23 protein-coding genes are annotated in these 26,836 nt (G+C 73.2%); 10 read left to right on the forward strand and 13 right to left on the reverse strand.

Features of this window, described 5'->3' with window-relative positions:
- Nucleotides 1–60 precede the first annotated feature (60 nt).
- The 5 genes from O7618_RS11585 to ctaD all read left to right on the forward strand — a co-directional run bounded on the left by O7618_RS11585 (nucleotide 61) and on the right by ctaD (nucleotide 5,715).
- Nucleotides 61–1,041: a glucosyl-3-phosphoglycerate synthase gene (locus tag O7618_RS11585; RefSeq protein ID WP_278109975.1), complete on the forward strand. Its 981-nt coding sequence runs from the start codon at nucleotides 61–63 to the stop codon at nucleotides 1,039–1,041.
- Nucleotides 1,042–1,069: 28 nt separating this feature from the next.
- Nucleotides 1,070–2,224: a glycosyltransferase gene (locus tag O7618_RS11590; RefSeq protein ID WP_278106059.1), complete on the forward strand. Its 1,155-nt coding sequence runs from the start codon at nucleotides 1,070–1,072 to the stop codon at nucleotides 2,222–2,224.
- Between the two features lie 100 nt (nucleotides 2,225–2,324).
- Nucleotides 2,325–2,777 carry a DUF4383 domain-containing protein gene (locus O7618_RS11595; RefSeq protein ID WP_278109977.1) on the forward strand — a complete coding sequence of 151 codons (453 nt, stop codon included), beginning with the start codon at nucleotides 2,325–2,327 and terminating at the stop codon, nucleotides 2,775–2,777.
- A gap of 114 nt (nucleotides 2,778–2,891) precedes the next feature.
- Nucleotides 2,892–3,623: an ATP-binding protein gene (locus O7618_RS11600; protein ID WP_278106060.1), complete on the forward strand. Its 732-nt coding sequence runs from the start codon at nucleotides 2,892–2,894 to the stop codon at nucleotides 3,621–3,623.
- A gap of 88 nt (nucleotides 3,624–3,711) precedes the next feature.
- Nucleotides 3,712–5,715: a cytochrome c oxidase subunit I gene (gene ctaD, locus O7618_RS11605; RefSeq protein ID WP_278106061.1), complete on the forward strand. Its 2,004-nt coding sequence runs from the start codon at nucleotides 3,712–3,714 to the stop codon at nucleotides 5,713–5,715.
- A gap of 126 nt (nucleotides 5,716–5,841) precedes the next feature.
- Here the strand turns inward: ctaD and O7618_RS11610 are convergent, their stop codons facing one another.
- Both O7618_RS11610 and O7618_RS11615 read right to left on the reverse strand, forming a co-directional pair.
- Nucleotides 5,842–6,981: a SigB/SigF/SigG family RNA polymerase sigma factor gene (locus tag O7618_RS11610; RefSeq protein ID WP_278106062.1), complete on the reverse strand. Its 1,140-nt coding sequence runs from the start codon at nucleotides 6,979–6,981 to the stop codon at nucleotides 5,842–5,844.
- A gap of 226 nt (nucleotides 6,982–7,207) precedes the next feature.
- The gene (locus O7618_RS11615; protein WP_278109978.1) at nucleotides 7,208–8,620 is read right to left on the reverse strand and encodes a hypothetical protein; all 1,413 of its coding nucleotides are present in this window, start codon (nucleotides 8,618–8,620) and stop codon (nucleotides 7,208–7,210) included.
- Between the two features lie 163 nt (nucleotides 8,621–8,783).
- On the opposite strand from O7618_RS11615, the gene O7618_RS32190 reads away from it, so the two are divergent.
- On the forward strand, nucleotides 8,784–9,179 hold the full coding sequence (locus O7618_RS32190; RefSeq protein ID WP_347405368.1) for a CDGSH iron-sulfur domain-containing protein: 396 nt from the start codon (nucleotides 8,784–8,786) through the stop codon (nucleotides 9,177–9,179).
- Here O7618_RS32190 and O7618_RS11625 read toward each other — a convergent pair.
- Together O7618_RS11625 and O7618_RS11630 are read right to left on the reverse strand one after the other, a co-directional pair.
- On the reverse strand, nucleotides 9,176–10,933 hold the full coding sequence (locus O7618_RS11625; RefSeq protein WP_278106063.1) for a thiamine pyrophosphate-binding protein: 1,758 nt from the start codon (nucleotides 10,931–10,933) through the stop codon (nucleotides 9,176–9,178). The genes O7618_RS32190 and O7618_RS11625 overlap by 4 nt on opposite strands.
- Complete coding sequence (locus tag O7618_RS11630) at nucleotides 10,926–12,050, reverse strand: Vms1/Ankzf1 family peptidyl-tRNA hydrolase (RefSeq protein ID WP_278106064.1); 1,125 nt, start codon at nucleotides 12,048–12,050, stop codon at nucleotides 10,926–10,928. The genes O7618_RS11625 and O7618_RS11630 overlap by 8 nt, the downstream gene beginning before the upstream one ends.
- A 144-nt stretch (nucleotides 12,051–12,194) precedes the next feature.
- Between O7618_RS11630 and O7618_RS11635 the strand changes: the two genes are divergently transcribed.
- Entirely contained in the window at nucleotides 12,195–12,743 is a 549-nt protein-coding gene (locus O7618_RS11635; RefSeq protein WP_278109979.1) for a hypothetical protein, read from the forward strand.
- Nucleotides 12,744–12,790: 47 nt separating this feature from the next.
- Here O7618_RS11635 and O7618_RS11640 read toward each other — a convergent pair whose 3' ends face one another.
- Nucleotides 12,791–13,138, reverse strand: coding sequence for a DUF3817 domain-containing protein (locus tag O7618_RS11640; RefSeq protein WP_278106065.1), 348 nt, complete (start codon nucleotides 13,136–13,138; stop codon nucleotides 12,791–12,793).
- Nucleotides 13,139–13,362: 224 nt separating this feature from the next.
- On the opposite strand from O7618_RS11640, the gene O7618_RS11645 reads away from it, so the two are divergent.
- Entirely contained in the window at nucleotides 13,363–14,841 is a 1,479-nt protein-coding gene (locus O7618_RS11645; RefSeq protein ID WP_278106066.1) for a glutamate--cysteine ligase, read from the forward strand.
- 57 nt (nucleotides 14,842–14,898) lie between these two features.
- Here the strand turns inward: O7618_RS11645 and O7618_RS11650 are convergent, their stop codons facing one another.
- The 5 genes from O7618_RS11650 to O7618_RS11670 all read right to left on the reverse strand — a co-directional run bounded on the left by O7618_RS11650 (nucleotide 14,899) and on the right by O7618_RS11670 (nucleotide 18,342).
- On the reverse strand, nucleotides 14,899–15,537 hold the full coding sequence (locus tag O7618_RS11650; RefSeq protein ID WP_278106067.1) for a hypothetical protein: 639 nt from the start codon (nucleotides 15,535–15,537) through the stop codon (nucleotides 14,899–14,901).
- A gap of 167 nt (nucleotides 15,538–15,704) precedes the next feature.
- Nucleotides 15,705–16,313, reverse strand: a complete 609-nt coding sequence (locus tag O7618_RS11655; protein ID WP_278106068.1) for a DUF6518 family protein — start codon at nucleotides 16,311–16,313, stop codon at nucleotides 15,705–15,707.
- Nucleotides 16,314–16,350: 37 nt separating this feature from the next.
- Nucleotides 16,351–16,998 (reverse strand): maleylpyruvate isomerase family mycothiol-dependent enzyme, encoded by a 648-nt coding sequence (locus O7618_RS11660; RefSeq protein WP_278106069.1) that lies wholly within the window; start codon nucleotides 16,996–16,998, stop codon nucleotides 16,351–16,353.
- A 71-nt stretch (nucleotides 16,999–17,069) separates the two neighbouring features.
- The gene (locus tag O7618_RS11665) at nucleotides 17,070–18,188 is read right to left on the reverse strand and encodes a helix-turn-helix transcriptional regulator (protein WP_278106070.1); all 1,119 of its coding nucleotides are present in this window, start codon (nucleotides 18,186–18,188) and stop codon (nucleotides 17,070–17,072) included.
- The gene (locus tag O7618_RS11670; protein ID WP_278106071.1) at nucleotides 18,178–18,342 is read right to left on the reverse strand and encodes a hypothetical protein; all 165 of its coding nucleotides are present in this window, start codon (nucleotides 18,340–18,342) and stop codon (nucleotides 18,178–18,180) included. The genes O7618_RS11665 and O7618_RS11670 overlap by 11 nt, the downstream gene beginning before the upstream one ends.
- Before the next feature lie 223 nt (nucleotides 18,343–18,565).
- Between O7618_RS11670 and O7618_RS11675 the strand changes: the two genes are divergently transcribed.
- The gene (locus O7618_RS11675) at nucleotides 18,566–19,921 is read left to right on the forward strand and encodes a hypothetical protein (RefSeq protein ID WP_278106072.1); all 1,356 of its coding nucleotides are present in this window, start codon (nucleotides 18,566–18,568) and stop codon (nucleotides 19,919–19,921) included.
- Between the two features lie 40 nt (nucleotides 19,922–19,961).
- Nucleotides 19,962–20,444: an NUDIX hydrolase gene (locus O7618_RS11680; protein WP_278106073.1), complete on the forward strand. Its 483-nt coding sequence runs from the start codon at nucleotides 19,962–19,964 to the stop codon at nucleotides 20,442–20,444.
- 152 nt (nucleotides 20,445–20,596) lie between these two features.
- Here the strand turns inward: O7618_RS11680 and treZ are convergent, their stop codons facing one another.
- From treZ to glgX, 3 genes are read right to left on the reverse strand one after another with little or no spacing between them, the layout of a single operon-like run.
- Complete coding sequence (treZ, locus tag O7618_RS11685) at nucleotides 20,597–22,330, reverse strand: malto-oligosyltrehalose trehalohydrolase (RefSeq protein ID WP_278106074.1); 1,734 nt, start codon at nucleotides 22,328–22,330, stop codon at nucleotides 20,597–20,599.
- The gene (treY, locus tag O7618_RS11690; protein ID WP_278106076.1) at nucleotides 22,327–24,627 is read right to left on the reverse strand and encodes a malto-oligosyltrehalose synthase; all 2,301 of its coding nucleotides are present in this window, start codon (nucleotides 24,625–24,627) and stop codon (nucleotides 22,327–22,329) included. Before treY ends, treZ begins: the two co-directional genes overlap by 4 nt.
- Before the next feature lie 2 nt (nucleotides 24,628–24,629).
- Nucleotides 24,630–26,750 carry a glycogen debranching protein GlgX gene (gene glgX, locus O7618_RS11695; RefSeq protein ID WP_278106077.1) on the reverse strand — a complete coding sequence of 707 codons (2,121 nt, stop codon included), beginning with the start codon at nucleotides 26,748–26,750 and terminating at the stop codon, nucleotides 24,630–24,632.
- Between the last annotated feature and the right edge of the window lie 86 nt (nucleotides 26,751–26,836).

The following is a 26,836-nucleotide window of genomic DNA, read 5'->3' on the forward strand; positions in this document are numbered from 1 at the left end:
CGATTCCGCCACTAATGGGGGGTGCCCGTGCGGGAATCAGATTCGACCGTCTCACCGGTGGTGGAGGCGTGGGCAACGTACCGCACCAGCACGGCCGACGACTGGCCGGCGGAACGGCTGCTGGGGGTCAAGGGCGCCAGCCGGGTCAGCGTGGTGCTGCCGGCGCGTAACGAGGAGGCCACGGTCGGCGCGATCGTGTCGACCATCCGCGAGCACCTGATGGACCGGGTGCCGCTGGTCGACGAGCTGATCGTGGTGGACTCGCGGTCCACCGACCGGACCGCGCGGGTGGCGCGCGCGGCCGGCGCCGAGGTGGTGGGGCAGGACGCGATGACACGCGGGCTGCCGCGGCTGACCGGCAAGGGCGACGCGCTCTGGGCCGGGCTCGCCGCCGCCGAGAGCGACGTGGTGGCGTTCATCGACGCCGACCTGCGCGAGTTCCGGCCACACTTCGTCACCGGCCTGCTCGGGCCGCTGCTCACCGACCCGGGCGTGGAGTTCGTCAAGGGCTTCTACCACCGCCCGCTGGTCGGTGCGACGAGCGTGGAGCCCGACGGCGGCGGCCGGGTGACGGAGTTGATGGCCCGGCCGCTGCTCAACCTGTTCTGGCCGGAGCTGGCCGGCTTCGTGCAGCCACTGGCCGGCGAGTACGCGGGCCGCCGCGAGGTGCTGGACCGGATTCCGTTCGTCACCGGGTACGGCGTCGAGACGGCGATGCTCATCGACCTGCTGGAGCTGGTCGGGCTGGACGCGCTGGCCCAGGTCGACCTGGGCGAGCGCAAGCACCGGCACCAGGACACCGCCGCGCTGGGCCGGATGTCGGCGCAGATCATGCTGACCGCCTGGTCACGGCTGCAACGGCGCGGCTGGGCCGCGCCCGGCACGATGCCGACGCCGCTGCTGACCCAGTTCCGCCGGGGCGGCTCGGAGACGTTGCCCAACCTGGACCGGGAGATCGTGGTCAACGACGTCTCGGTCGAGGAACGGCCACCGCTGGCCGAGCTGCGCCACCGGGTTCCCCGCCGGCGCGTGCCCGCGTGACGACCACATCCGAGAAGGAGACCGGCGTATGACGCTCACCGTGCTGATGAACGCCGGTCCGTGGCTGTCCGTGCCGCCCCCGGGCTACGGCGGGATCGAGAACGTGATCGCCACGCTGGTGCCGGAGCTGCGCCGACTCGGCGTACGGGTGGTGCTGGCCTCGGTGGGAAGCAGCACGCTGCCGGTCGACGAGCGGATCGCGGTCTTTCCGGACGGCCAGTTCCACGCGCTGCAGCGGCCGTACAACCAGGTCTGCGGCGTGTCGCAGGCGCACCTGGCCGGCGTGGCGCGGGCCCTGCACGCCCGCGACGACATCGACCTGGTGCACGACCACGTGGAGGCGGTCGGTCTGGCCACCCTGGCCGCGATGGGTCCGGACGCGCCGCCGGTGCTGCACACGCTGCACTGGGATCTGGCCAAGCACCCGGAGCTGTACGGCAACCTGGACGGCGGCGACCGGGTCCGGGTCAACGGCGTGTCCGCCGCGCAGCTGGCCCGGGCGCCGCGCGCGCTGCGCGAGCACTCGGTCGGCCACGTGCACCTGTCCACCCCGCTCGCGGTCGACGCGGACCGCCGCCCGGCGGCGGCCAGGGGCGAGCACGTGGTGATCCTGGGCCGGATCAACCCGGGCAAGGGGCAGGACCTGGGCGCCCGGCTGGCCCGTGCGGTCGGCTTCCCGCTGGTGCTGGCCGGACCGGTCGGCCCGTACCACCGTCCGGAGGACCTGGCCGCGGCCGGCGACGAGGCGCGACAGAACCCGGACGTGCGGTTCTTCCACGAGCACGTCGCCCCGTACGTCGACGGCGACCTGGTGCGCTGGGTGGGCACGGTGGTCGGGCGGGAGCGCGACGACCTGGTGGCCTCGGCGCGGGCGTCGCTGTTCCCGCTGCGCTGGGAGGAGCCGGGCGGCACCGCGGTGGTGGAGTCGCTGGCGCTGGGCACACCGGTGGTGGCCACCGCCCGTGGCTGCCTACCGGAGCTGATCGAGCACGGCCGCACCGGCCTGCTCGCCACCGACGAGGAGGAACTGGGCGACCTGGTGCTCGCCGCCGGCATGCTGGCCGAGGACGAGTGCCGGCGGGTGGCGGCCGAACGGTTCACCCCGGCCCGGATGGCACAGCGGTACGTGGCGCTGTACGACCGGGTCCGCCAGGGCGCCACCACGCCGTTGCAGCCCGCCTGATCTCGGCGCCGCCCCGCCGCTCGGGTTCACCCGGCCGGCGGTTTGCCGGGGGCGGGCCGGGGAACCCGGCGGCGGCGAGGAGGTCGCCGTGACGAACTCGATGGCGCACTCCCGGGCGCGACGCAACCCGGCCGCCGGCCGCCCGCCGGTGCGCCGGGTCGCCTCCGGGTTCGCCGTGCTCCTGCTGCTGCTCGGCGTGCTGGGCTTCGTGCCCGGCGTCACCAGCGCCTACGCGGAGCTGCGGTTCGCCGGGCCCGGCTCCGGCGCCCGGCTGCTCGGCGTGTTCCAGGTCTCCGTGCTGCAGAACCTCGTCCATCTGGTGCTCGGTGCGGCCGGCCTGGCACTGGCCCGCACCGTCGCCGGCGCCCGCGCGTTCCTGCTCGGCGGCGGCGCGGTCTATCTGGTGCTCTGGCTCCACGGCCTGGCCGTCGACAGGCGCAGCGCGGCGAACGTGCTGGCGGTCAACCGCGCCGACACCTGGCTGCTCCTGCTGCTGGGCGCCACCATGCTGGCGCTGGGGCTGTTCGCCGGCCGGCGCGGGCACCGCCGCTGACCTGCGCCCATGCCACGCGAGCGGCGGGGATGTGACACGCCGGGCGCCCGGTTTCGGGCCTCCGGGGCCCGGGTACGTCGGTAGTCCTCCCGACGAGTTGGAAACGAGGGCCCGATGTCGACCCGGATCAGGTGCGAGGTCCGCGACGAGTCTCCGGTCACCGTCGTACGGCTGGCCGGCGCGCTCGACCTGGGAACCACGCGCGCGGTGCACGAGGTGCTGGACCGGTGCCTGTCCGCGCAGCCGGACGCGCTCGTGGTCGACCTGGAGGAGGTCCACGTCGTCGAGCCGCTGGCGCTCTCCGTCTTCGCCGCGGCCTGCCGCAGGGGCGGCGACTGGCCGGCCGTCCCGCTGGTGCTCTCCGCGCCGCCCCGGGAGGCGGCGGCCTGGCTGAACGAGACCACCGCCTGCCGGGTGGTGCCGGTCCGGCAGGACTGCGCGGAGGCCACCGCGCTGGCCGGCGCCGAGGCCGCGCCGCGGCTGCGGGCCCGGCTGGAGCCGGTGGCCGGGGCGTGCCGCCGGGCCCGGGAGCTGGTCACCGAGGCGTGCGGCAGGTGGAACGTGCCGGAGCTGGTCGGCCCGGCCTCGCTGGTGCTCAGCGAGCTGGTCGGCAACGTGGTCCGGCACGCCGGCACGCCCATGCACGTCACGCTGACGCTGCGCCGGCCGTACCTGCGGGTGGCGGTGATGGACGGCAGCCCGGCCGACGCCCGCGCCGCGACCGGCCGCGACCTGCGGTCCGAGGGGGGCCGCGGACTGATGCTGGTGCGCGAGCTGACCCAGCGGTGGGGCAGCACGCCGGTCGGCGCCGGCAAGGTCGTCTGGGCCATGCTCCCGGCGAACTGACCGAATTCTCCGCTCTCGCCTGGTTTTATGGGCAGCGGGGACGGGTACGCGCGCCCGTCCTGTCTGTCGTCACACGGGGTGAGATGCCATGCCCAAGCGGGTAGTCACGGATCCGGCACACGACCGGGGGCCCGCGATCCTCGCGCCGGCCCGGTTCGGCGGTTTTCCCGGCCCGGTCCGGGAGCAGGTGCACGGCAACTCGCTGTGGCGCCTGCTGCGGACCACCGACGCCAAAACGATCGGCCTTCTCTATCTGGGCACGTCGTTCCTCTTCTTCCTGGTCGGCGGAGTGCTCGCGCTCGTGCTGCGGGCCGAACTGGCACGGCCCGGCATGCAGTTCCTCTCTCCCGAGCAGTACAACCAGATGTTCACCATGCACGGCACGATCATGCTGTTGCTGTTCGCCACCCCGCTGGTGTTCGCGTTCGGCAACTACATCGTGCCGCTGCAGATCGGCGCGCCCGACGTGGCGTTCCCCCGCCTCAACGCGTTCGCGTACTGGCTGTACCTGTTCGGCGGCACGATGGTGGTGGCCGCGTTCGTCACGCCGCAGGGCGCGGCGGACTTCGGCTGGACGGCCTACACGCCGTTGAGCACCGCCCAGCACAGCCCGGGCGTCGGCGCGAACATGTGGGTGGTCGGGCTGGCTCTCTCCGGCCTGGGGACCATCCTCGGGGCGGTCAACCTGATCACCACCATCCTGACCCTGCGCGCGCCCGGCATGACGCTGTTCCGAATGCCGATCTTCACCTGGAACCTGCTGCTCACCAGCCTCCTGGTGATCTTCGTGTTCCCGCTGCTGGCCGCCGCGCTGTTCGCGCTCGCCGCGGACCGGATCCTGCACTCGCACGTCTACGACCCGACCACCGGCGGCCCGATGCTGTGGCAGCACCTGTTCTGGTTCTTCGGCCATCCCGAGGTCTACATCGTGGCGCTGCCGTTCTTCGGCATCATCACCGAGATCATCCCGGTCTTCTCCCGCAAGCCGGTCTTCGGCTACACCGGACTGGTGCTGGCCACGCTGACCATCACCGTGCTGTCGATGGCGGTCTGGGCGCACCACATGTTCGCCACCGGCCAGGTGCTGCTGCCGTTCTTCAGCATCCTCAGTTATCTGATCGCGGTGCCCACCGGGGTGAAGTTCTTCAATTGGATCGGCACCATGTGGAAGGGACAGCTCACGTTCGAGACGCCGATGCTGTTCGCCGTCGGCTTCCTGGTCACGTTCCTGCTCGGCGGCCTGACCGGGGTGCTGCTGGCCAGCCCGCCGGTGGACTTCCAGGTCACCGACTCGTACTTCGTGGTGGCGCACTTCCACTACGTGCTCTTCGGCACCATCGTGTTCGCCGCGTTCGGCGGCGTCTACTTCTGGTTCCCCAAGATGACCGGCCGGCTGCTCGACGAGCGACTGGGCAAGATGCACTTCTGGACCATGTTCATCGGCTTCCACGCCACGTTCCTGGTGCAACACTGGCTCGGCGCCGAGGGCATGCCCCGCCGGTACGCGGACTACCTGCCCAGCGACGGATTCACGGTGCTGAACGAGATCTCCACGGTGGGATCGTTCATCCTCGGCGCCTCCACGCTGTTCTTCATCTACAACGTCTGGAAGTCCTGGCGGTACGGCGCGATGGTCACCGTGGACGACCCGTGGGGCTTCGGCAACTCGCTGGAGTGGGCGACCACCTGCCCGCCGCCGCTGCGCAACTTCGACCGGATGCCCCGGATCCGCTCCGAGCGCCCCGCGTTCGACGCCAAGTACGGTCCACTCGTCTCCGACCTCGGCCGCGACCTGCCGCAGCGCAGCACGAGGCCACCGCAGCACTTCGCCGAGGAGCTGCGCCACGAGAGGCGGACGCCGGAGTCGCCGGCCGCCGAGGGCGCGCACGGCGCCCGCGAGGCGGTGGAGTACCAGCCCGCGCCGCAGTCCGGCGCGCGCCCGGTCGACGTGCCGGAGCCGGAGGGAGTGATCCGGGCCAGCTTCGAGGAGACCGACGAGCCGGAGGAGAACATCCTCGGCGCGGAGCGGAGCGATCCCCCGAACGATCGGTGGCGCCACCCGCGCGGACACGGCGACTCCCGGGACAACTAGCAAGGCGGGCCCCCGGTTGCCGCATCCGGCAGCGGAGGGGCCCCGGCCCCGCTTGGCACCCGCGCACCCGCGCACCCGCGCACCGGCTCGCCGAGAAGGCGGGCCGGTGCGCGGGTTTGCGGCTGTTCAGTCCCCGGCGGGCAGGCCGGCGGCGGTGAGCGAGCGGCGCACCGCCGGCTGCACGCGGGTCAGGCGCAGCGGCACCCCGGTCCGGGCGGCGGCATCGCGACCGGCCATCAACGCCGCGATCCCGCCGGCGTCGAAGCCACCCGCGCCGACCAGGTCGACCACCACCTCGCGGGGCTGCCCGGTGACCGCCTCCAGCACGGCCCGGCGCAACTGGTCGGCGCCGGCCCGGTCGACCTCGCCGCCGACCTCCACGACCACCCGGTCCCCGTTCTGCCGGACCGAGATGCGGGCCTTGGCCGGTTCGGCCTCGGCCTCGGCGGCGCCGTTCTGCCACGGCGGCGGCGCCTCGGCGAGCATCGCCTGGCGCAGCCAGGTCAACGCCCGGGACAGCAGCCGGGACACGTGCATCTGCGAGATGCCGAACCGGGCGGCGATCTCCGCCTGGGTCTGGTTGCCGTAGAAGCGCATGGCCAGGATCCGCCGCTCGCGCCAGGGCAGCCGGTGCAGCAGGCCGCTGACCGTGACCCGGTCGTCGACCGACTCCAGCGCGTTGTCGGACTCGCCCACCAGGTCGCCGAACTCGGCCGAGCTCTCCCCGCCGACGGGCGCATTGAGCGACGCCGGACTGTAGCCGGCGGCCGACTCCAGCGCGGCGAGGATCTCCTCCTCCGGCGTCTCCAGCCGTTCGGCCAGCTCGGCCACCGAGGGCGCCCGGGACAGCTCGCTCGTCAGCGTCGCCGTCGCCTGGCCCACCTCGAGGATCAGGTCACGCAGCCGGCGCGGCACGTGCACGCCCCAGGTGCGGTCGCGGAAGTGCCGTTTGATCTCGCCGACGATGGTGATCGCGGCGTACGCGGTGAACGAGCCGCGTTCCGGGTCGTACCTGTCGACGGCGTTGACCAGACCGAGCCGGGCCACCTGCTCCAGGTCCTCCAGCGGTTCCCCGCGGCCCCGGTAGCGGCGGGCCAGCCGGCCGGCGAACGGCAACGCGAACCGGACCAGATCGTCGCGCGCCTCCTGCCGCCGCTCGGGTGGCAGCCCCTCGATCCGGGCCGCGTACGCGAGCGCCGCCGCGTCGAGGTCCTCCAGGCCCCGATCGGTGGTCGGTGGTGTGGGTGTGGCGGTCTGTCCGAACATCCGCGCCTCCCTCGCCGAAGGGTCCCCCGCCCGGTCGGAAACCGGTCGTGCGCGTGGTCGGGCCACGCACCGGGTGAGGAAGTTGGGTTACGTGACGGATTACGTCGAAAGCGGTGGCTGCGCGCCGCACGGCGTCGTGGGCCGTTCCGCGGCGAGCGGTCTTCCCGCTCCGTAGGTACTCAATCACGGACCGCAGGATCGCGAGGATGTTTCGCCAGGTTGCCGGTCAGCAGACCAGCAGGCCCTGGTGGGCGCCGGCGTCCCGGAGCGCGGCGAGGGCCTCGGCCATCGCGAGCGGCGGCGGCGCGGGCAGGTCACACGGCTGGTTGCGCAACACCTCCCTGGCCCGTCGGGTCGGTACCGAGGCGACCGGGTAGCCACGGGCCGCGCCCCGGTCCAGGGCTCGCCGCCGGCGTCCGAACCCGGCCACGGCCAGCCACTGGGGCAGGCCGGCGAGCGCGGGCGACCGCAGCCCGGGCGGCTCCGGCAGCACGTCCACCGAGCTGAACGGCTCGCTGCCGGCGAGCCACCACTCGACGCCCTCGACCCGGCGACGGGTGGCGTTCTCGCACCAGTAGGGCACCAGCCCGGCGCGCAGCACCTGCCCCGGGTCGAGCAGCCGGCCGCACTCCACCACCAGCCGGTCCCCGGTCTTGCCCGCCCGGCGCAACCAGCGTCGGTACAGGTCGGCGGTGGCCGCGCTCAACGCGTCCGGCTGCGGCACGAGCACCCGGTGCAGCGGGTGCCCGTGCCGGTCGCCCCACTCCCGCGCGCCGTGCTCGAAACCGGAGTCGACGCCGTGTTCGGCGAACGCCGCCGACGCGGTCACCTCCGGGGCGCTCCAGCGGGTCTCGTCGCCGCCGGCCGCGCGCAGCACGTGCCGCAACGTACGGGCGTCCGGGTGGAAGTCGACCGGGTCGAGGCCGCTGCCCGGGCAACCGGCCTGGAAGCTGTGGCCGGCGCCGGTGTCGCGGACCGGCCATGTGCGCACGTCGTGCAACAGCAGCACCGGCGCCGCCGGCTCCAGCCGGTCGGCCAGGAACCGCGCGTACGCCCCGGGCAGCGTCCGCCAGCGGGCGGTGAGCGTCACGGTGGCCCCGGCGGTCACGCCGCGGCTCGCCGGACAGTGCACCTGCCGCACGTGCACCCGGGGGTTGCCGGCCAGCAGCCGCCCGGCCAGCGCCGCGCCGTGGTCGAGCGCGGCGTCGGGCCGGTCCACCGCGCCCCGGCCCCACTGCGCGGTCAGCTCGAAGCCGGCGGGCAGCCAGGGCACGCCGAGGGCCACCGCCAGGTGCGCCGCCGCGCCGTGCGGGGAGCCGAGCACCGCCCCCGGCCAGCGCCGGTCCGGGTACTGATCGACGAACCAGCCGGCCACCCGCTCGGCGTCGACGCGGGCGACCTGGGCGGTGGTGAGCGCGGCCCGGCCGGCAGCCCGGCTCGCGGCGGCGCGGCGTACCGGATCGGGCGTGCCGGCCAGCCGGGCCCGCGGACCCGGATGGCCCAGGTCGCCGCAGTCGTCGCCGCGCAGCGCCCGAGCCGTCGCGGCGACCAGGGTACGGGCGGCGCTGCCCACCGCCACCACCCGCTCGCCGGACAGCCCGGCGTCCCCCGCCGACCTCCGCCTGCCTCGTTCGCTCACCACGCGGCCCGGCTTCCCGTCCCTCTGGGGTCTAAACGGGGCATCTCCCCACGGCGCGGACCAACGCCCGGTCGGGTGTCGTCGCGCCGCCGAACCGCCGTCTCGTGCGCCAACGGCACGGCGGTGCGGGTTGGGCCCGGGTGGGACGGGCACTGCACGGCGCATGCCCGACGACGAGAGCACGCCGGCCGCGACCGTCACCCCATACCGGGACGGACCGCTGCTGGTACCCGGCGACTTCGCGCTCGCGACACCGGAGGGCGAGCCGATCGAGCGACGCCCGGGCACGGTGGCGCTGTGCCGCTGCGGCAAGAACGCGCGGACCAGGCGGACAGCACATGGCCGGCGAGGACGCGGTCCAGCGCCAGCCCGGCGGCCGCCCCGGACAGCACGTCCCCGGCGAGCGCCGGCTCCCGCCCGGACCAGCCCGCCGCACATGTCGTGCACGGCGATCTGCTCGTGTACCGCGTCGGCCTCGACGTGCTCGTCGTTGGTGGACAAGCGGGACCTCTCGGGCCGTCGAACGCCTGTTCGCAGTGCCCCGGTCGGGTCCGGCTAAACGAGGTCCTCGGCCGCGATGGCCTCGGTCTTGATCACCCGCTCGCGCACCCGCCGGGCCGCGTCGCCGTCGGCCACCAGGCCACGCAGGTCCGCCAGCGCCGGTTCGGGCACGTCCAGCGGCACGGCCGGGTCCACCACCGCCTCCAGCACGCTGGGCCGGTCCGCCGCGAGCACCTCGTCCCACGCCGCGCCGACCAGGTCCGGCCGGTCCACCCGGACGCCGTGCAGGCCGAGCAGCCGCGCCCAACCGGCGTACGGCACGTCGGGCCGCCGATCCACCGACGCGCCCGGGGGACGCCCCCCGCCCACGCCCGACTGGTCCCGGTTGTTCAGCACCAACACGACCAGCCGGGGATCCGGCCACTCGGTCCAGTGGTGCGCCACGGTGATCAGCTCGGCCAGTCCGTTGAGCTGCATCGCCCCGTCGCCGAGCAGCGCCAGCACCGGCTGGTCGGGCCGGTCCAGCTTGGCGGCCACCGCGTACGGCAGGGCGCAGCCCATCGAGCCGAGCGTGCCGCAGAGCCGGGCCTGTACGCCCGGCGGCAGTTCCAGGTGCCGGGCGTACCAGTAGACGACCGAGCCGACGTCGACGGCGACCGACGCCTCGCGCGGCAGCCGTGCGGACAGTTCGCGGAGCACCAGTTGCGGATTGACCGGCTCGGCCGGCACGGCGGCCCGGTCGGCGGCATCGGTGCGCCAGCGGTCCACCGCGCTCTCCACCACGCCGCGCCACTGCGTATGGGTCCGCTCCGGCACCCGGGCCAGCAGGGCGCGCAGCGTGTCGGCGGCGTCGCCGACCAGCGGCACGTCGACCGGGTAGCGGGTGCCGCTGCGCCGCCCGTCGATGTCGATCTGGATGGTGCGGACCTGTCCCGGCAGTGGGAACCAGTCGGTCCACGGGTCGTTCGTGCCGATCATCACCAGCGTGTCGCAGCCGCCCATGAGCTGCGCCGCCGCCGTGGTGCCGACCTCGCCGAGCACGCCGGTGTGGAACGGCAGCCGCTCGTCCAGCACCGGCTTGCCGAGCAGCGACGTGGCCACGCCCGCGCCGAGCCGGTCGGCGAGCGCGACGATCTCCTCGGCCGCGCCGTGCGCCCCCTGGCCGACCAGCAGCGCCACCCGCTGCCCGGCGCCGAGCAGCGAGGCGGCGGCGTCCAGGTCGGCGTCGTGCGGCAACACCCGGGCCAGCGGCTCGCCGGGCGTCGCGGTGACCACGCCGGCGGCCTGTGGCAGCAGGTCCGGCACGGGGGTCACCTGCAACGCCCGGGGCAGCACCACGCAGGTCGGGCTGCGGGTCGCCGCCGCGGTCCGGAACGCCTGGTCCAGCAACGCCGGCACCTGTTGCGGGCTGCGGCCGTAGCGGACGAACTGGTTGCACACGTCGCCGAAGAGCCGGCTCAGCCCGATCTCCTCGTGCGCGCCGCCGAGCGGGCCGCTGACGTCCTCGCCGATGATCGCCACCACCGGCTTGCTGTCCAGCTTGGCGTCGTAGAGGCCGTTGAGCAGGTGCACCGCGCTGGGGCCCTGGGTGGCCAGGCACACCCCGATGCCGCCGGTGAACTTGGCGTGCCCGGTGGCCATGTAGGCGGCGGTCTCCTCGTGCCGGGCCGGCACGAACGCCGGGTCGCCGCCGGCGTCGTCGAGCGCGGCCAGCAGCGGGGCGAGCGCCGCGCCGGGATAGCCGAAGGCCCGCGGTACCCGCCAGGCCCGCAGGCGCTCGACCACCAGATCGGCGACGGTACGGTCAGCCATCGCCCCGCCCCGGGGTGCCGGCGTCGACGTAGCGCAGCACCGCGCCGACCCCGTCGGTCAGCTCCGGCGCCTCCTCCGGCGCGAGCACGGTCAGGTCCGCGTCGGTGCCGATCAGCGCGCGCAGCAGCGCCGCGTCGGCGCGTACCTTCTGCGGGTCGGCCACCGACATGTCCGCGAGCTGCGCCGGGTCGGTGGCGATCTCGGTCGGCTCGGGGCCGACCCACAGCTCACCGTCGGCGGACGCGTCGTCGACGAGCAGCATGGTGTCCACCTGGTTGCGTTGCAGCGCGGCGACCACCGCGTCGAGCCCGGCGCCGACGTCCTCCTGCACGCCGAAGCGGTCCAGCGCGGCGGCGATCCGCCGGTCGGCGACCTCGGCGACGGTCTGCACGGTGAGGTCGTCCATCAGCGTGTCGTCGGAGCCGCTGGTCCGCGCCCCGGCGTCCGTGCGGACCAGCACGTCCTGCCAGCGCTCCGGTAGCTGGGCCGCGATCATGCCGGTGGCCCGGATGTCGCCGGCCACCACGACCACGTCGGCGCCGACGCGCTCGGCCAGGTCGGCGGTGGCGGCCGCGGCGTCGCCGGCGTTGTGGTGCCACGCCTCCATGGCGGCACGCTGGTAGCGCGACTGCGACCAGCCGCCCGGCCGCACCCGGCGCAGCTGCCGGCTCTCCCGGCCGGTCACCTGGGCCCGCCGGGGCACCCCGCCGGCGCTGACCGCCATCGCGTCCGCGCCGGTGCGGTCGGCCAGCACGCGTACCCAGGCGACCTGCTCGCCGCGTTGGGCGACCAACGGCATGGTGTGCGGCAGCGTGGCCCAGGTGGCCAGGTCGCGCAACGGCGGCGCGGAGAGGTACTCGGTGAGCACCACCCGACCCCGGCTGGCGAAGACCGCGATGCCGTAGTCGCCGGGCATCGGCTCGTGCCGGCGCACCACCTCCTCCACCGCCTCCACGGTCACCTGGTCGGCGCCCTGGGCCAGCAGGTCACCCTTGAGTGCCCGCCAGCGCAGGTCGACCTGCGGGCGGGAGTCGTGGGTGTCCCGGGAGGCGTCCAGGTAGACCGAGCACCACGGCCCGGGACGGTCGTAGAGCGGGCGCAGGAAGGACAGCTGCATGCTCGACCCCTTTCCAGCTCGGCCGCACGCATACCCGCACCCCGGCCGAGTTCACCTGCACCCCTCACCGGGGCGTGACCGCCGTTCATTCACGTCGTTCAACCCGAAGGATCGATACCATCTGTGCACGCAACGGAACTCTCGGTGGTGAACATGGACACGGACCTGCACGCCCGACGCCCGGCGCATCCGACCGAGCGCGTCGTCACCGGACGCCTGGTCCGGCTGATGGAGGGCTACGCCCGGGAGGTACGCGTGGGCCAGCCGGTGCTGGTCGCGGTGCTGACCGCCGCCGGCGTGGTGGGGTTGCTGCTACGGGTGGTCCGCGCGTTGCTGAGCAGCGGCGGCGGCGGTGCGAAGCGCAGCTTCAAGGACCTGAAGAAGGGTCCGGAGTTCCTGGTCACCCCGGTGCGGGTGCGCGACGCCGCGGACCGCCTGGTCGAGGTGGAGCTGCACGGGCACCTGCCGCAGAGCGCGCTGCACCCCGGCGACCACGTCCAGCTCACGCTGCGCGCGCAGCGTGACGCGGACCTGCCGCCCCGGATCGAGCGGATCGTCAACCTGACCACCGGGCAGTTGCTGACCCCGCGCACCGCGACGCTCTGGTCACACCTGGGCCCGGCGCTGCTGCTGCAGGCGCTGCTCGGCGCGTTCCTCGTGCTCGCCGTCGCCGCCTGCTCCGCGCTCACGTGAAAGGAGGGGCCCCCTGTTAACGCCTCCGGTATAGGCGGGGCCCCCTGTTAACCGCCGACGCCGGTGAGCGTGCGGTCGGCGGGAGCCGGGGCGGGAGCGTCGAGCAGGCCGCGGCGGCGCGCCCAGCGCTCGAACAGCACGGTGGCGAACGGCGGCACGGCACTGGCCAGCGCCAGCCCGGTCTGCACCAGCGACCAGCGGCGGCGCCGGGCCACCACGAGGACCAGCAGCCCGTACGCCACGAAGAGCGCGCCGTGGATCGGGCCGAACACCTGCACGCCGATCTCGTCGCGCGGCGGCCCGTACTTGACCGCCATGCCGGCCAGCAGCGCCGCCCACGAGCACGCCTCGGCGATCGCCGCCACCACGAACGCCCGGACCCAGCCGTCACGCATCCCGCACTCCCCCTGTCGCAGCCGGCGGCCATGGTAGCCGCCTCGGCTGTGGCCAGGTGTTAAAAGGGGGCCCCGCCTATGCAGGAGGCGTTAAGCGGGGGCCCCTCCTTGACCCTCGAAGGGTGAGGGAAGGCGGTTCTGGGTACAGGAAAGGTCCTTCGGGCCTTTCCTGACCGGTGGCTTCGTGCCGGGTTGGGAGAACCAACGGTGACAAGGCGGTGACCATGGGCGAGGATGTCGGCGCGCGCACCTTCAGCCGGGAGGATCGGGCCCGCTATCGCGAGAAGGTCCGGCGGTGCCTGGACGTCTTCGCCGAGATGCTGCGCGAGTCCCGGTTCGACGTGGAGCGGCCGATGACCGGGCTGGAGATCGAGCTCAACCTGGTCGACGACAACTTCGACCCGGCCATGCGCAACGCGGACGCGCTGGAGGCGATCGCCGACGAGGCGTTCCAGACCGAGCTGGGCCGGTTCAACGTGGAGATCAACGTGGCGCCGCGCCGGCTCGCCGGCACCGGCACCGCCCAGTTCGAGGAGCACGTCCGGGCCAGCCTCAACGCCGCCGAGCAGAAGGCCCGTACGGTCGGCGCGCACATGGTCATGATCGGCATCCTGCCGACGCTGCGCCCGGAGCACCTGACCGCCGAGACCCTCTCCACCAACCCCCGCTACGCGCTGCTCAACGAGCAGATCCTCGCCGCCCGCGGTGAGGACCTGCCGATCTCGATCAGCGGAGTGGAGCGGTTGGCCACCACCGCCGACAGCATCACGCCGGAGGCGGCGTGCACCAGCACCCAGTTCCACCTCCAGGTCAGCCCGCCGCAGTTCGCCGACTACTGGAACGCCGCCCAGGCGGTCGCCGGCATCCAGGTGGCGCTCGGCGCGAACTCGCCGCTGTTCTTCGGCCGGGAGTTGTGGCGGGAAACCCGCGTCCCGCTGTTCCAGCAGGCCACCGACACCCGGGCGGAGGAGATAAAAGCCCAGGGGGTACGCCCGCGGGTGTGGTTCGGTGAGCGCTGGATCACCTCGGTGTTCGACCTGTTCGAGGAGAACGTGCGCTACTTCCCGGCGCTGCTGCCGGTATGCGACCCGGAGGACCCGGCGGCCACGCTGGCCAGTGGCGGCGTGCCGAAGCTCGCCGAGCTGCGCCTGCACAACGGCACGATCTACCGCTGGAACCGCCCGGTCTACGACGTGCTGCGCGGCCGGCCGCACCTGCGGGTGGAGAACCGGGTGCTGCCGGCCGGCCCGACCGTGCTGGACACGGTGGCCAACGGCGCGTTCTACTTCGGCCTGGTCCGGGCGCTGGCCGAGTCGGACCGTCCGCTCTGGTCGCAGATGTCGTTCAGCGCCGCCGAGGAGAACTTCACCGCCTGCTCCCGGCACGGCATCGAGGCCCAGGTGTTCTGGCCGGCGTTGGGCTACCTGCCGGTGACCGAGCTGGTGCTGCGCCGGCTGCTGCCGCTGGCCCACCACGGGTTGGACCGGTGGGGCCTGGACCTGGCCGAGCGGGACCGGCTGCTCGGCATCATCGAGCAGCGCTGCCTGACCGGCCGCAACGGCGCGACCTGGCAGGTGGAGACGCTGCACCGGTTGGAGTCCGCCGACCACCTGGACCGGCCGGCGGCGCTGCGCGAGGTGGTCCGCCACTACGTCGACCTGATGCACAGCAACCGACCGGTGCACGAGTGGCCGATCCCCTGAGCGGCATGCACGACGTGGGCCGTACCCGGGGGTGACGGCCCACATCGGCGATCGAGATTACGGGGTCGCGCAGACGGCGTAGGACGTCAGGCTCCAGTTGCCGGCGAACGCGTCCTCCTCGTACGTGCCGGAGGTGACCGAGGTCGGCGCGGTGGCCGGCCCGCCGTTCGGCCGGAAGTCGTCTACCACCGCCTCACCGGTGGCGCCGTTCACCTCGTAGCCGGCGCCGGTGAGCACCTTGCCCGCCGGGCAGGGCGCGGCGACGCTGCGGAAGTCGTTCGAGTTGCTGGCGCCGGCCACCGAGGCCCGCACCAGCCCGGCGAGCGGGTTGGCGCAGATCGCGTACGCGGTGACGCTCCAGTTCCCGGCGAACGCGTCCGCCTCGTACGCCCCCACGGTGACCGAGGTGGGCGCGGTGGCCGGTCCACCGTTGGGCCGCAGGTCGTCCACGACCGCCTCGCCGGTGGCGCCGTTGAGTTCGTAGCCGGTGCCGGTGAGCACCTTGCCGGCCGGGCAGGTCGCGGTGACGGTGCGGTAGTCGTTGGAGTTGGTGGCGCTGACCGCGGAGATCCGCACCAGGCCGGGGACGGCGGCGGAGGCCGGGGTGGCGGGGGGGGCGACCACCACGACCGCGGCGGCGCCGCAGAGCGCGAGGGCGACCGCGGCGTGACGCCAGGATCCGGTGTGCTGGGACATGGTTTGCTCCTGTTCCTACCCGGCTGACGCCGGGCTGCCGATGTGACAGCCCTACGCTAAGTAACTCGCCGAACAGGGATTACCGCCGATCTGACCACGCTCGGTAGTCGATATGCCCTCCCTTACTGGGAATATCCGGCATACCATCCCCCGCGCGCGGCACCCCGTCAGCCGGAGACGGCGGTGAAGACGAGCGCGCCGGCGACGGCCAGCGGGAGCGCCACGGCCGCGGCGAGCAGCCGGGCGCGGACCGAACGGCCGACCAGTTCCAGCAGCAGCGCGGCGAGGACGAGGTCGATGGCGACGTTCCACCACGCCCCGGGATAGCCGGTGCGGGCCTTGCCGGCGAAGCGCAGCGCCTCCTCGAGGAAGACCGCCACCGGCAGCGCGGTAGCCACCACCTCACGCCACCCGGAGGTACGCGCCCAGACACCGGCGACGCCGAACACCACGCCCGCGAGCACGCCGGACGCCATCCAGAGCAGCGAGGTGGGTGCCGCGATCACGGCCAGGTCGTCGCCCTGGAGCAGCGTCGCCGCCAGGTAGTAGCTGGGCACGGCAACGACAAGCAGCACCGTGGCGGCCACCGTCGCCCGCAGCGCGCCCGTCCGGGCCCACCAGCCGAGCGCGAACGCGGCGACCGCCCAGGTGGCGGTGGAGTTGCCGAGTTCGGCGAAGGGGTACGGCACCCACTTGATCCAGACGAAGTCGAGCACACCGAGCAGGAGACCGGCGACGGGGGCGACGAGCGCCAGGGTGCGAGGTGCGGGTGGCATGACGGGAGCATACTCAGTATGCGATCGCGTACTGCGGTCAGGCGGACGGGCAGCGCTCCCGCAGCGTGGACACGCCGGGCCCGCCGAGGTCGTCGCAGTAGTCGGCCCGTCCGGCCATTGCCATGGTCAGCGCCAGCGTGGTGCCACTGACCAGCGGGCCGGCCCCGGCGGCGAAGGGCCCGTCGGTCGCCTCCACCCGGAGCCCCGCGATCGCGGTGCGCCCCGACACGGTGAAGTCCCGCCCGGCGAAGAAGCGGGCGACCGGCGTGACGGCCCCGACCGGCGGCGTACGGCCGAGGCCGAGCGGGCGGCGGATGTCCTGGGCATGCACGATCACCTCGCCGAGCCACGCCTCGGTCGGGCCGAACGTCGACGTGGTGCTGCCGATGACGCGCCGGAACCGGTCGAGGGTGTCCGCCGGGTCGGCGCCCCGGTGCTCGGCCAGGCGACGGTCGTTGTGCCGGTCGAAGTCGAACCGGGCGCTCAGAACGCTCGCCACCCACCGGACCCGGCCGACGCTGGCCGCCGCGGTCAGGTGGGCGACCACCTCCCGCACCGTCCACCGGCCACACAGCGACTGTCGCGCCCACTGTGCCGCGTCGAGCCCGGCCAGGTCGTCGGCGAGCGCGGCCCGTTCGGCGTGCGCGAGCGCCCACAGCTCGTCGCGGGACAAGGTGTCGGGCATGGAAGCCTCCAGCAATTCGATCCGTCCCCGGATAGGACCGCGCCCCGACCCCGGACTCATCGGCGCACCGGTCAACGGGTGAGGCCGACCAGCGTCGCCAGGCGGGCCACGCCGGGTGGCGCCGGGTGACCCCGGGCGATCTCCGCCACGACGGTACGCGCCACCGGGCGCAACCTGACCTCGGCCGGCGCGACGCCATCCGCCTCCACCACCGCCCGGCCGGCTCCGCGCAGGTCACCCAGTTGGAGGTACGCCCGCGCGGCATCCAGCAGGTAGGCGCCCCGAAACTCGACCGGCAGCCGCCGCCACGCCTCCCGCCGGAGCATGCGCTCGTGCCGGTACACGGCCTCGCCGCCGTCGCCCGACTTCGCCGCCGCCACCACGCGTGCCAGCTCGACGGCGGCCGGCCCGAAGCCGGCTGGGTGGGGCTCGTCACCAGCCTTGCGCCGCGCGGCCAACTCGGCGGCCCGATCCAACAACTCGCCAGCGCGGCGGGACTCGCCGCAGCCGGCAGCGGCGAGCGCGGCTTGAATCAGCAACGGCCCGTGCGCCGCACTCACCGGCGCGACGGCGGCCGTCACGGCCAGTGCCAACCGATCCTGGCCCAGCGCTCGCAGCGCCTCGCCCACCGACGCCACGGCCAACGCCGTCAGCATTGGATCGCCACCCGCCCCGGCCACCGCCCGGTCGGCGGCCAGCCACCCCAGGTCCGCCTCCCCCAGCTTGACCAGCACCGACGAGGCGGCCCGGAACACCTGAACCGGCAGTTCCGGCGCGGCACCGCGCATCCCTCGGGCCGAGTCGAGCAGCCCGGGCAGCAGGCGCACCGTCTGCGCATAGTGGGCATGCTGGTAGGTCAGCCACGCGTGTGCCACCCGCCGACGTAACTCCTCGTGCGACAGCGCGTTGCGACCGCTGTCGTAACTGGCGAGAGCCGCCCGAACCTCGTCGACCCCGTCCAACGTGCCCACCGACGGCGGGAACCGCTCGCCGAGCAGGACCGACGGCTCGACCCGCAGCACGTCGGCGATGTCCTGGATCACCGAGTAACGGTCCAGTCCACGCACCCCCCGCTCGACCTTGTCCACCCAGCTCTTCGACTTGCCGAGCCGGTCGGCGAGCATCTGCTGGGTCAGCCGGCGGCGCACCCGCCACCGGGCGACCCGCCGGCCGATCGGCTCACCGGTCACGCCGCCACCGCCGGTCCGGCACGGCCCGGGTGGTGTCCTCGATAGGTACGCGCTCCGCCTCGGCCTGCTCCAGCAGCCGCCGCTTCGCGGCCTCCCGTTCGGCCGCCTGGATCTGCTCACCCCGGCTCGGCTGTTCCTCACCTCGACCTCGCATTGCCACCTCCGTCGACAGGCGACGGAGACCTCACGAAAGTCGGCGGCCGTCGCATCCAACGCCAGCGAAGTCGACTACCAGAACGCGGACCAGATGGTGTGCGATGGGCGGCGTTGCGCTACCCGGGCACAAGGTTGCGCACGGTTGCGCGGGACCGACAGCGACGGTATCAACCCATAGGTTGGTCACCTGTGGTAGTTGCTTGATTCCTGGAGGTACACCTATGGTGCGGCCGGTCACCAATGCGGCACTCGAAGCGCTGCTGCATGCCGCCGGTTACCGCAATGCCCACGGAGCCTTGGCCCGCCAGCTCAACCATGCCGGTCGCCGGTACGGCACTTGGCGCTACGACGCCGCCAGCGTCTACTGGTGGCTGCGCGGGCGTCGCCCGAGCGACCTTGTCCAAGAGGTGATGGCCGGCACGATCGCCCGGAAACTCGGCCGGCCCGTCGCCGTCAGGGAGCTTGGATTCGCCGACGCCACGCCAGCCCTGAACAGCGCCTACCCGACGTCTGCCCGGTCCGCGATCGATGCGGCGCAGCGACTCTGGGCAATTCTCGCCACGCGGCCCAATTCCCGACCCGGCGAGGAGGTCGAGGGCGGTACCGCCCTCCAGGCCGCGATCGCCTGGCGGTACGACTTGCCCGACAAGACGGTCGCCAGCACGGGCCGCCAGCCCGTCACGACCGCCGACGTTGAGACGCTGCACGTACTCGCCGACCACTTCCTTGATCTTGATCGTCGTCATGGCGGCGGTTCCCACCAGGCCCGGGCACTCATGGCCGATCTCCTCGTGCGCCAGGTCACCCCCATGTTGGGAGGCACCTATACCGACGCGGTCGGGCACGACTTCATGCGGGCGGTCGCGACGCTCTCCGGCCAGCTCGCGTTCATGTGCTACGACGCCGGCGATCACGCCATCGCTCAGCATCACCTGATCATCGCGCTACGGCTTGCCAAGGCCACCGACGACCGGCTGCTCGGTGCCCACCTGCTTGCCAACCTCGCCACTCAGGCCATGTATCTCGGCCATGCACAGGACGCCGCCAGACTGGCCGAGGCAGCGATCGATGGTGCCGGTCGAGCACCTGCCACCGTGCGCGCCCGCCTCTATACGACGGCGGCCAGCGCGTACGGTCGATCGGGAGAAAAGCGTGCCTGCCAAAATGCGCTCGGTCGAGCCGAACGCGCAGTTGATCGCTCGCACTCAGCCGGCGAACCCCGATGGGTGGGATACTTCACCCCGGCCCACTTCGCTGGCGCCGCGCTCGGGTGCCTGGGCGACCTTCAGCTCTACCGGCAGGCGCTGCGGCATGCACCGGACGCGATCGCCCTCGCCCCGCAGAACACCCGGACTCGCGCACTGCACACCGCGCTCATCGCCACCACCCATGTCCGCGCGGGAGACCTCGACGCCGCTTGCAGCTGGGGCCGCGAGCTTGCGCACCATGCGCGAGACATCCATTCCGTTCGCGTGACACGCCGGGTTCGAGAACTCGCCCGCTCCTTGGGCCGGCATCGGACAGTCCCCGAGGTCGAGGAAGTGCTTCTGACCATCAACGCCTCCCCGCCGCAATAGCGCCCCGCCACATCGATGCCCTTCGGCTACGGTCATCGGTGTGACCTGGACGGACCCCGCCATCTGGTACGCCGCTCTGCCCGCGTTTCACGCCGCCGCAGCCGCCCTCATCACCGATCCGGCCGGCAGGGTTCTCCTCGTCAAGCCCACCTACCGCGACCACTGGGCCTTCCCGGGCGGTTACGTCGAGGAAAGCGAATATCCGCACCAGGCATGCGCCCGAGAAATGCGCGAGGAACTGGGCTTTACCCTGCCGGTCGGTGACCTGCTCGTCGTGGACTGGGCGCCTCCCAGCGGCAGCCGACCGCGCGCGATCATCAGTTTCACGTTCGACTGCGGCCGTCGGGCGAGCACGGATGGCATTTCCCTGCCAAGCCAGGAACTTGAAGATGTTGCCTTCTTCTCCCCCGACGAGGCCGAGGGCTACCTTCCCGACAACGTCGCTCCACGCGTCCAGGCGGCGTTGACCGCTCGCGCTCGGCACACCCCGGCATACCTCTCCCACGGCATACCACCGCAGTAGCCGAGTGGCGCCACCGGCGAGTGATCGACCCCAGGAACTCGTCGCGGCGCGGCCGTCCGCCAGCAACACCTGCGCCTCCGGGCCGTCGGGCCGGTCCTCCGGGTGCAGCGGCCGCGCAGCCATGGTTGTTCCAACCGCGCCGCTGCGAGCGCTCAGAGCGCGACGATCGCCGCGCTCTCCGCCGGAAGCTCGATCCCGTCGCGCATCACCGTGGCCCCCTCGGCGGTCGCCAGCAGCACCCGGCGCACCACCCCGGGCAGGTTGACCCGCTGCGGTCGCTCGGCCAGGTTGGCCACCACCAGCGTGTCGCCACGCCGTACCACCAGGAACTGGTCGCCGTGGCGCACCTCGACCCGGTGCAGCCGGGGGTCCGACAGGTCGGGGCGCGACTTGCGCAGCGCGATCAGCCGGCGGTGGAACTCGTACATCTCGCGGTGTTCGGGTTTGTCCAGCTCCGCCCAGTCGAGCCGGGACCGCAGGAAGGTCTGCGGGTCCTGCGGGTCGGGCACGTCGTCGGTGGCCCAGCCGTGCGCGGCGAACTCCCGCCGGCGGCCGGTCGCGACCGCGACGGCCAGTTCCGGCTCCGGGTGGCTGGTGAAGAACTGCCACGGCGTGGTGGCGGCCCACTCCTCCCCCATGAACAGCATCGGGGTGAACGGCGCGGTCAGCAGCAGCGTGGCGCCGACCCGCAGCATCCCGGCCGAGAGCGTGGCGGAGATCCGGTCGCCGGTGGCCCGGTTGCCGATCTGGTCGTGGTTCTGGAGGTAGGCCACGAACCGGTGGCCGGGGGTGCGCCGGCGGTCCACCGGCCGGCCGTGGCCGCGGTTACGGAAGCTGGACCAGGTGCCCGCGTGGAAGAACGCGCCGGTCAGCACGTCGGTGAGGCACTCCAGCGAGCCGAAGTCGCCGTAGTAGCCCTGCCGCTCGCCGGTGAGCAGCGTGTGCAGCGCGTGGTGGGCGTCGTCGTTCCACTGGGCGTGCAGGCCGTAGCCGCCGGCCTCCCGGGAGGTGATCAACGTCGGGTCGTTCAGGTCGGACTCGGCGATCAGCGACAGCGGCCGGCCCAGGGCGGTCGACAGCGACTCGACCTCGACCGCCACCTCCTCCAGCCAGTGGGTGGCGCGGCCGTCCGGCATGGCGTGCACGGCGTCCAGGCGCAGCCCGTCGACGTGGTAGTCGCGCAGCCAGCCGAGCACGCTGTCGACGATGTAGCGACGGACCCCGTCGGAGTGCGGGCCGTCCAGGTTTACCGTGCGGCCCCAGGTGTTGCTCTGCTCGGCCAGGTAGGGCGCGAACCGCGGCGCGTAGGCCCCGGAGGGCCCGAAATGGTTGTAGACGACGTCGAGGATCACCCCCAGCCCCTTGCCGTGGGCGGCGTCCACGAACCGTTTCAGCCCGTCCGGCCCGCCGTAGGGTTCGTGCGGCGCATACCAGCAGACCCCGTCGTAGCCCCAGTTGTGCTCGCCGTTGAACGCGTTGACCGGCAGCAGCTCGACCAGGTCGACGCCGAGCTCCACCAGGTGGTCGAGCTTGGCGATCGCCGCGTCGAACGTGCCCTGCGGGGTGAACGTGCCGACGTGCAGCTCGTAGAGGACGCTGCCGGGCAGTTGCCGGCCGGTCCAGGTGGTGTCGGTCCAGGCGAACGCCGCGTGGTCGTAGACCCGGCTGGGGCCGTGCACCCCGGCAGGCTGCCAGGCCGAGCGGGGGTCGGGCAGCGCCTGCTCGTCGTCGTCGATAACGAACGCGTAGTCGGTGCCCGGCCCGGCGTCGGGCGCCTCGACCCGCCACCAGCCGTCCCGACCGGAACGCATGTCGTGGTCGGCGACGCCGGGCAGGCGCAGCCGCATCCGGGTGGCCGCGGGCGCCCACACGGTGAACTCGGTCATGCGGCGGCCTCCACAGGGTCGGTGGGTGCGAGGAGGGCGACGGGATAGGTGCTCAGCAGATCATCCAGGAGCAGCTCGGCACCACTGTAGGCCCGACCGGTGAACAGGTCGGTCATCCGATGAACGGGAAGTGACAGGGTCGTGTCCCGCCAGCCGCCGTCGCGGGCGAGACGCAGCGGCAACCGGGTCGCCACCGCGACCGCCCCACCCCGGTCGAACGCCACCGCGTGCGCGCCGGCCGGGCCGTGCGCCGGCACCGGCCGGTAACCACCGAACAGCTCCGGGCGGTCGCGGCGCAACCGCAGCGTCCGGGAGACCACCAGCAGCTTGGCCGCGCCGTCCGCGGCCACCGTCGGCTGCCAGCCGGCGTCGAGCCGGGCCAGCAGATCCCGGCGTACGGCGAAGTCGACCGGGCGGCGGTTGTCCGGGTCGACGAGCGAGTTCTCCCACAGCTCGGTGCCCTGGTAGGTGTCCGGCACCCCGGGCATGGCGAGCTGGACCAGCTTCTGCCCGAGCGCGTTGGACCAGCCGGCCGGCGTGATCTCGGCGGCGAACGCGGTGAGCTGGGCGCGCAGCTCCGGGTCGTCGTACATCCGGTCGACTAGGGCGTGCAGCTCGTGCTCGAAGGCCGGGTCGGGGTCGGCCCAGCTGGTGCTCACCGAGGCCTCCCGGGCGGCCTTCTCGGCGTACCCGTGCAAGCGGTCGCGGTCGAGCGGCCAGGCCCCGACGGCGGTCTGCCAGAGCAGGTGGGCCAGCGCGGGGTCGGCCAGCGGCGCCCGCGACATCCAGTCGCCGACCCGCTCGGCCCAGCGCCCGGGAATCTCGCTGAGCACGGCGAGGCGGGCCCGGACGTCCTCGCCGCGCTTGGTGTCGTGGGTGGAGAGCGTGGTCATGCTCGCCGGCCAGCGCACGTGCCGGGCGGTGGCGAAGCGGTGCAGCTCGGCCGGCGGCACGCCGAAGTGGGCCGGGCTGCCGCCCACCTCGTTGAGCGCGACGAACCGGCTCCACCGGTAGTAGGCGGTGTCCTCCACGCCCTTGGCCATCACCGCGCCGGTCAGTTGCGGGAACCGGGCGGCCAACTCGTGGCCGGGGTCGCGCAGCCGGGCGGTGACCCGGTCGAGCACGCCGGTCAGGTCGGGGCGGCGCCGGCCGGCCTCGCTGCGCGCGGCGGCCAGGTGCCTGGCCCCCTCGGGCGGGTAGCCGCGGTAGACCGGGAAGCAGGCGGCCAGCTCGGCCAGCGCGGCGCGGACCTGCTCGCCGGGCAGCTCCGGCACGAGCGCGGCGAGGCGGGTCAGCTCGGCGGCGAGCAGCCGGGTGGCGGCCTCCAGCTTGGTGGCGTGGGTCAGGTCCTCCCAGGAGGTGTGCCGGCCGGTGACCCGGCCGTCGAGCGCGGTGAGGTCCGGCTCGGCGTCCGGATCCACGAACAGGCCGCTGACCGCCGCCAGCGCGTCGTAGCCGGTGGTGCCGTCGACCGGCCAGTCCGGCAGGTCCTCGCCGTACTCCAGGATCTTCTCCACCACCAGCCAGCGTCCCGGCGCGGCGGCGCGCAACCGGGCCAGGTAGCCGGCCGGGTCGCGCAGCCCGTCCGGGTGGTCCACCCGGATGCCGTCGACGTCGCCGGCGTCGACCCAGCGCAGGATCTCCGCGTGGGTGGCGTCGAAGACCGCCGGGTCCTCCACCCGCAGCCCGGCCAGGTCGGAGACGGCGAAGAAGCGACGGTACGTCAGCTCGGTGTCGCCGCGCCGCCAGTTCACCAGCTCGTAGTGCTGCCGGTCGTGCACCTGCCGCGGGCTCCCGTCGCCGGTGCCGTCGGCGACCGGGAAGCGGTGCTCGTGGTAGCGCAGCTCGCCGTCGACCAGCTTGAGGTCGTCGAGCGCCTCGGGGGCGTCGGCGAGCACCGGCAGCAGCAGCCGGCCGCGGTCCCAGTCGATGTCGAACCAGCCCGCGTACGCCGAGTCGCGGCCCCGCCGCAGCACGTCCCACCAGGCCGGGTTGGCCGCCGGCCGGGCCACCCCGGCGTGGTTCGGCACGATGTCGACGACCAGGCCCAGCCCGGCCGCGCGCAGCGCCCGGACCAGCCGCTGCCGGGCCGCCTCGCCGCCCAGCTCCGGGTTGACCGCCCGGTGGTCGACCACGTCGTAACCGTGCGACGAGCCGGGGGTGGCGGTGAGCAGCGGCGCGGTGTAGAGGTGGGTGACGCCGAGCGCGGCCAGGTAGTCGGTCAGCTCGGCGGTGGCGTCCAGGTCGAAGCCGGGTCGCACCTGCACCCGGTAGGTCGAACGGGGGGTGTCCGGCATGGTCAGGGCGTCCTCTCCAGGACCAGCAGCGAGCGATCCGGTACGCAGACCGTGCCACCCGCCTCCACCAGTGTCGTCTTCTCCGGATCCGGTTCCGCGGTGCTGATCACCAGCTCCCACCGGGGGCCGAACTCCTCGCCGGGCAGCGTGAAGTCCAACGCCGCGTCGTGCGCGTTGAACAGCAGCAGGAAGGAGCTGTCCCGGTGGCGCTGGCCGTACTGGCCGCGCTCACCGATGCCGTCGCCGTTGACGAACAGGGCCACCGAGCGGCCGAAGTCGTTGCCCCAGTCCTCGCCGGTCATCTCCCGGCCGTCGGGGGTGTACCAGGCCAGGTCGGGCAGGCCGGAGCCGGCGGCCCGGCCACCGACCGGCAGCCCGGTGAAGAACCGCCGGCGGCGGAACACCTGGTGCCGGTTGCGGAAGTCGGTGAGCCGGCGTACGAACCCGAGCAGCTCGTCGTCGGCGCGTCCCCAGTCCACCCAGGCCAGCTCGCTGTCCTGGCAGTAGGCGTTGTTGTTGCCGCGCTGGGTGCGGCCCAGCTCGTCGCCGTGCCCGAGCATCGGCACGCCCTGGGACAGGATCAGCGTGGCCAGGAAGTTGCGCCGCTGCCGGGCGCGCAGCGCCAACACCCCGGCGTCCTCGGTGTCGCCCTCGACGCCGCAGTTCCAGGACCGGTTGTGGCTCTCGCCGTCCCGGTTCTCCTCGCCGTTGGCCTCGTTGTGCTTGTCGTTGTAGGAGACCAGGTCGGTGAGCGTGAAGCCGTCGTGGCAGGTGACGAAGTTGATGCTGTGGAACGGGCGGCGGCCGTCGTCCTGGTAGAGGTCGGCGGAGCCGGAGATGCGGGACGCGAACTCGGCGAGCGTGGCCGGCTCGCCGCGCCAGAAGTCGCGCACGGTGTCGCGGTATTTTCCGTTCCACTCGGTCCACTGCGGCGGGAAGTTGCCCACCTGGTAGCCGCCGGGGCCGACGTCCCACGGCTCGGCGATCAGCTTGACCCGGCCCACCACCGGGTCCTGCTGCACCACCTCGAAGAACGTGGAGAGGCGGTCCACCTCGTAGAACTCGCGGGCCAGCGTGGCGGCCAGGTCGAAGCGAAAGCCGTCGACGTGCATCTCGGTGACCCAGTAGCGCAGCGAATCCATGATCAGTTGCAGCGAGTGCGGGCTGCGCACGTTGAGGCTGTTGCCGGTGCCGGTGTAGTCGACGAAGTAGCGCCGGTCCTCCTCCGACAACCGGTAGTAGCTCGGCGTGTCGATGCCCTTGAAGCTCAGCGACGGGCCGAGGTGGTTGCCCTCGGCGGTGTGGTTGTAGACCACGTCGAGGATGACCTCGATGCCGGCGGCGTGCAGCGCCTTGACCATGCCCCGGAACTCCTGCACCTGCTGGCCGAGCCGGCCCAGCGCCGAGTAGCTGTGGTGCGGGGCGAAGAAGCCGATCGTGTTGTAGCCCCAGTAGTTGCGCAGCGCCAGGTCGGCCAGGCGGTGGTCGTGCACGAACTCGTGCACCGGCATCAACTCGACGGCGGTCACCCCGAGCCGCCGGAAGTGCTCGATCATCACCGGTGAGGCGATCCCCGCGTACGTGCCGCGCAGCTCCTCCGGGATGTCCGGGTGCCGCATGGTCAGCCCCCGCACGTGCGCCTCGTAGATCACCGAGTGGTGGTAGGGCGTGCGCGGCGGCTTGTCGTTGCCCCAGTCGAAGTACGGGTTCACCACCACCGACTTCGGCATGAACGACGCCGAGTCGGCGGTGTTCATCCGGTCCGGGTCGCCGCCCACCTCGTAGTCGTAGACCGCCGGGTCCCAGGAGACCTCGCCGTCGACCGCCTTCGCGTACGGGTCGAGCAGCAACTTGTGCGGGTTGCAGCGCACCCCGTTGGCCGGGTCCCACGGCCCGTGCACCCGGAAGCCGTAGCGCTGGCCGGGCTCCACGCCGGGGATGTAGGCGTGCCAGACGTACGCGTCGACCTCACGCAGCTCCACCCGGCGCTCGGTGCCGATGTCCCACTCGTCGAAGAGGCAGAGCTCGACCCGTTCCGCCACCTCGGAGAAGATCGCGAAGTTGGTGCCCATCCCGTCGTAGGTGGCGCCGAGGGGGTAGCTGTCGCCCGGCCAGACCTGCATGTCGCTCCTTCGGGCCCATGATCGTGAGCGCGCCGGACGGGCGGCCGGCGCGCACGCCGTTGATGCCCCGGCGCCACCGCCGCCAA

The organism is Micromonospora sp. WMMD980 (genome assembly GCF_029626035.1).
GTDB lineage: Bacteria > Actinomycetota > Actinomycetes > Mycobacteriales > Micromonosporaceae > Micromonospora.

Coding starts and splice junctions, on each gene's coding strand:
- O7618_RS32190 (WP_347405368.1), top strand. CDS start 8,784: ATGCCCGACGACGAGAGCACGCCGGCCGCGACCGTCACCCCATACCGG.
- ctaD (WP_278106061.1), top strand. CDS start 3,712: ATGCCCAAGCGGGTAGTCACGGATCCGGCACACGACCGGGGGCCCGCG.
- O7618_RS11675 (WP_278106072.1), top strand. CDS start 18,566: ATGGTGCGGCCGGTCACCAATGCGGCACTCGAAGCGCTGCTGCATGCC.
- treZ (WP_278106074.1), bottom strand. CDS start 22,330: ATGACCGAGTTCACCGTGTGGGCGCCCGCGGCCACCCGGATGCGGCTG.
- O7618_RS11610 (WP_278106062.1), bottom strand. CDS start 6,981: ATGTTCGGACAGACCGCCACACCCACACCACCGACCACCGATCGGGGC.
- O7618_RS11670 (WP_278106071.1), bottom strand. CDS start 18,342: ATGCGAGGTCGAGGTGAGGAACAGCCGAGCCGGGGTGAGCAGATCCAG.
- O7618_RS11640 (WP_278106065.1), bottom strand. CDS start 13,138: ATGCGTGACGGCTGGGTCCGGGCGTTCGTGGTGGCGGCGATCGCCGAG.
- O7618_RS11655 (WP_278106068.1), bottom strand. CDS start 16,313: ATGCCACCCGCACCTCGCACCCTGGCGCTCGTCGCCCCCGTCGCCGGT.
- O7618_RS11650 (WP_278106067.1), bottom strand. CDS start 15,537: ATGTCCCAGCACACCGGATCCTGGCGTCACGCCGCGGTCGCCCTCGCG.
- O7618_RS11660 (WP_278106069.1), bottom strand. CDS start 16,998: ATGCCCGACACCTTGTCCCGCGACGAGCTGTGGGCGCTCGCGCACGCC.
- O7618_RS11600 (WP_278106060.1), top strand. CDS start 2,892: ATGTCGACCCGGATCAGGTGCGAGGTCCGCGACGAGTCTCCGGTCACC.
- glgX (WP_278106077.1), bottom strand. CDS start 26,750: ATGCAGGTCTGGCCGGGCGACAGCTACCCCCTCGGCGCCACCTACGAC.
- treY (WP_278106076.1), bottom strand. CDS start 24,627: ATGCCGGACACCCCCCGTTCGACCTACCGGGTGCAGGTGCGACCCGGC.
- O7618_RS11645 (WP_278106066.1), top strand. CDS start 13,363: ATGGGCGAGGATGTCGGCGCGCGCACCTTCAGCCGGGAGGATCGGGCC.
- O7618_RS11625 (WP_278106063.1), bottom strand. CDS start 10,933: ATGGCTGACCGTACCGTCGCCGATCTGGTGGTCGAGCGCCTGCGGGCC.
- O7618_RS11595 (WP_278109977.1), top strand. CDS start 2,325: ATGGCGCACTCCCGGGCGCGACGCAACCCGGCCGCCGGCCGCCCGCCG.
- O7618_RS11630 (WP_278106064.1), bottom strand. CDS start 12,050: ATGCAGCTGTCCTTCCTGCGCCCGCTCTACGACCGTCCCGGGCCGTGG.
- O7618_RS11590 (WP_278106059.1), top strand. CDS start 1,070: ATGACGCTCACCGTGCTGATGAACGCCGGTCCGTGGCTGTCCGTGCCG.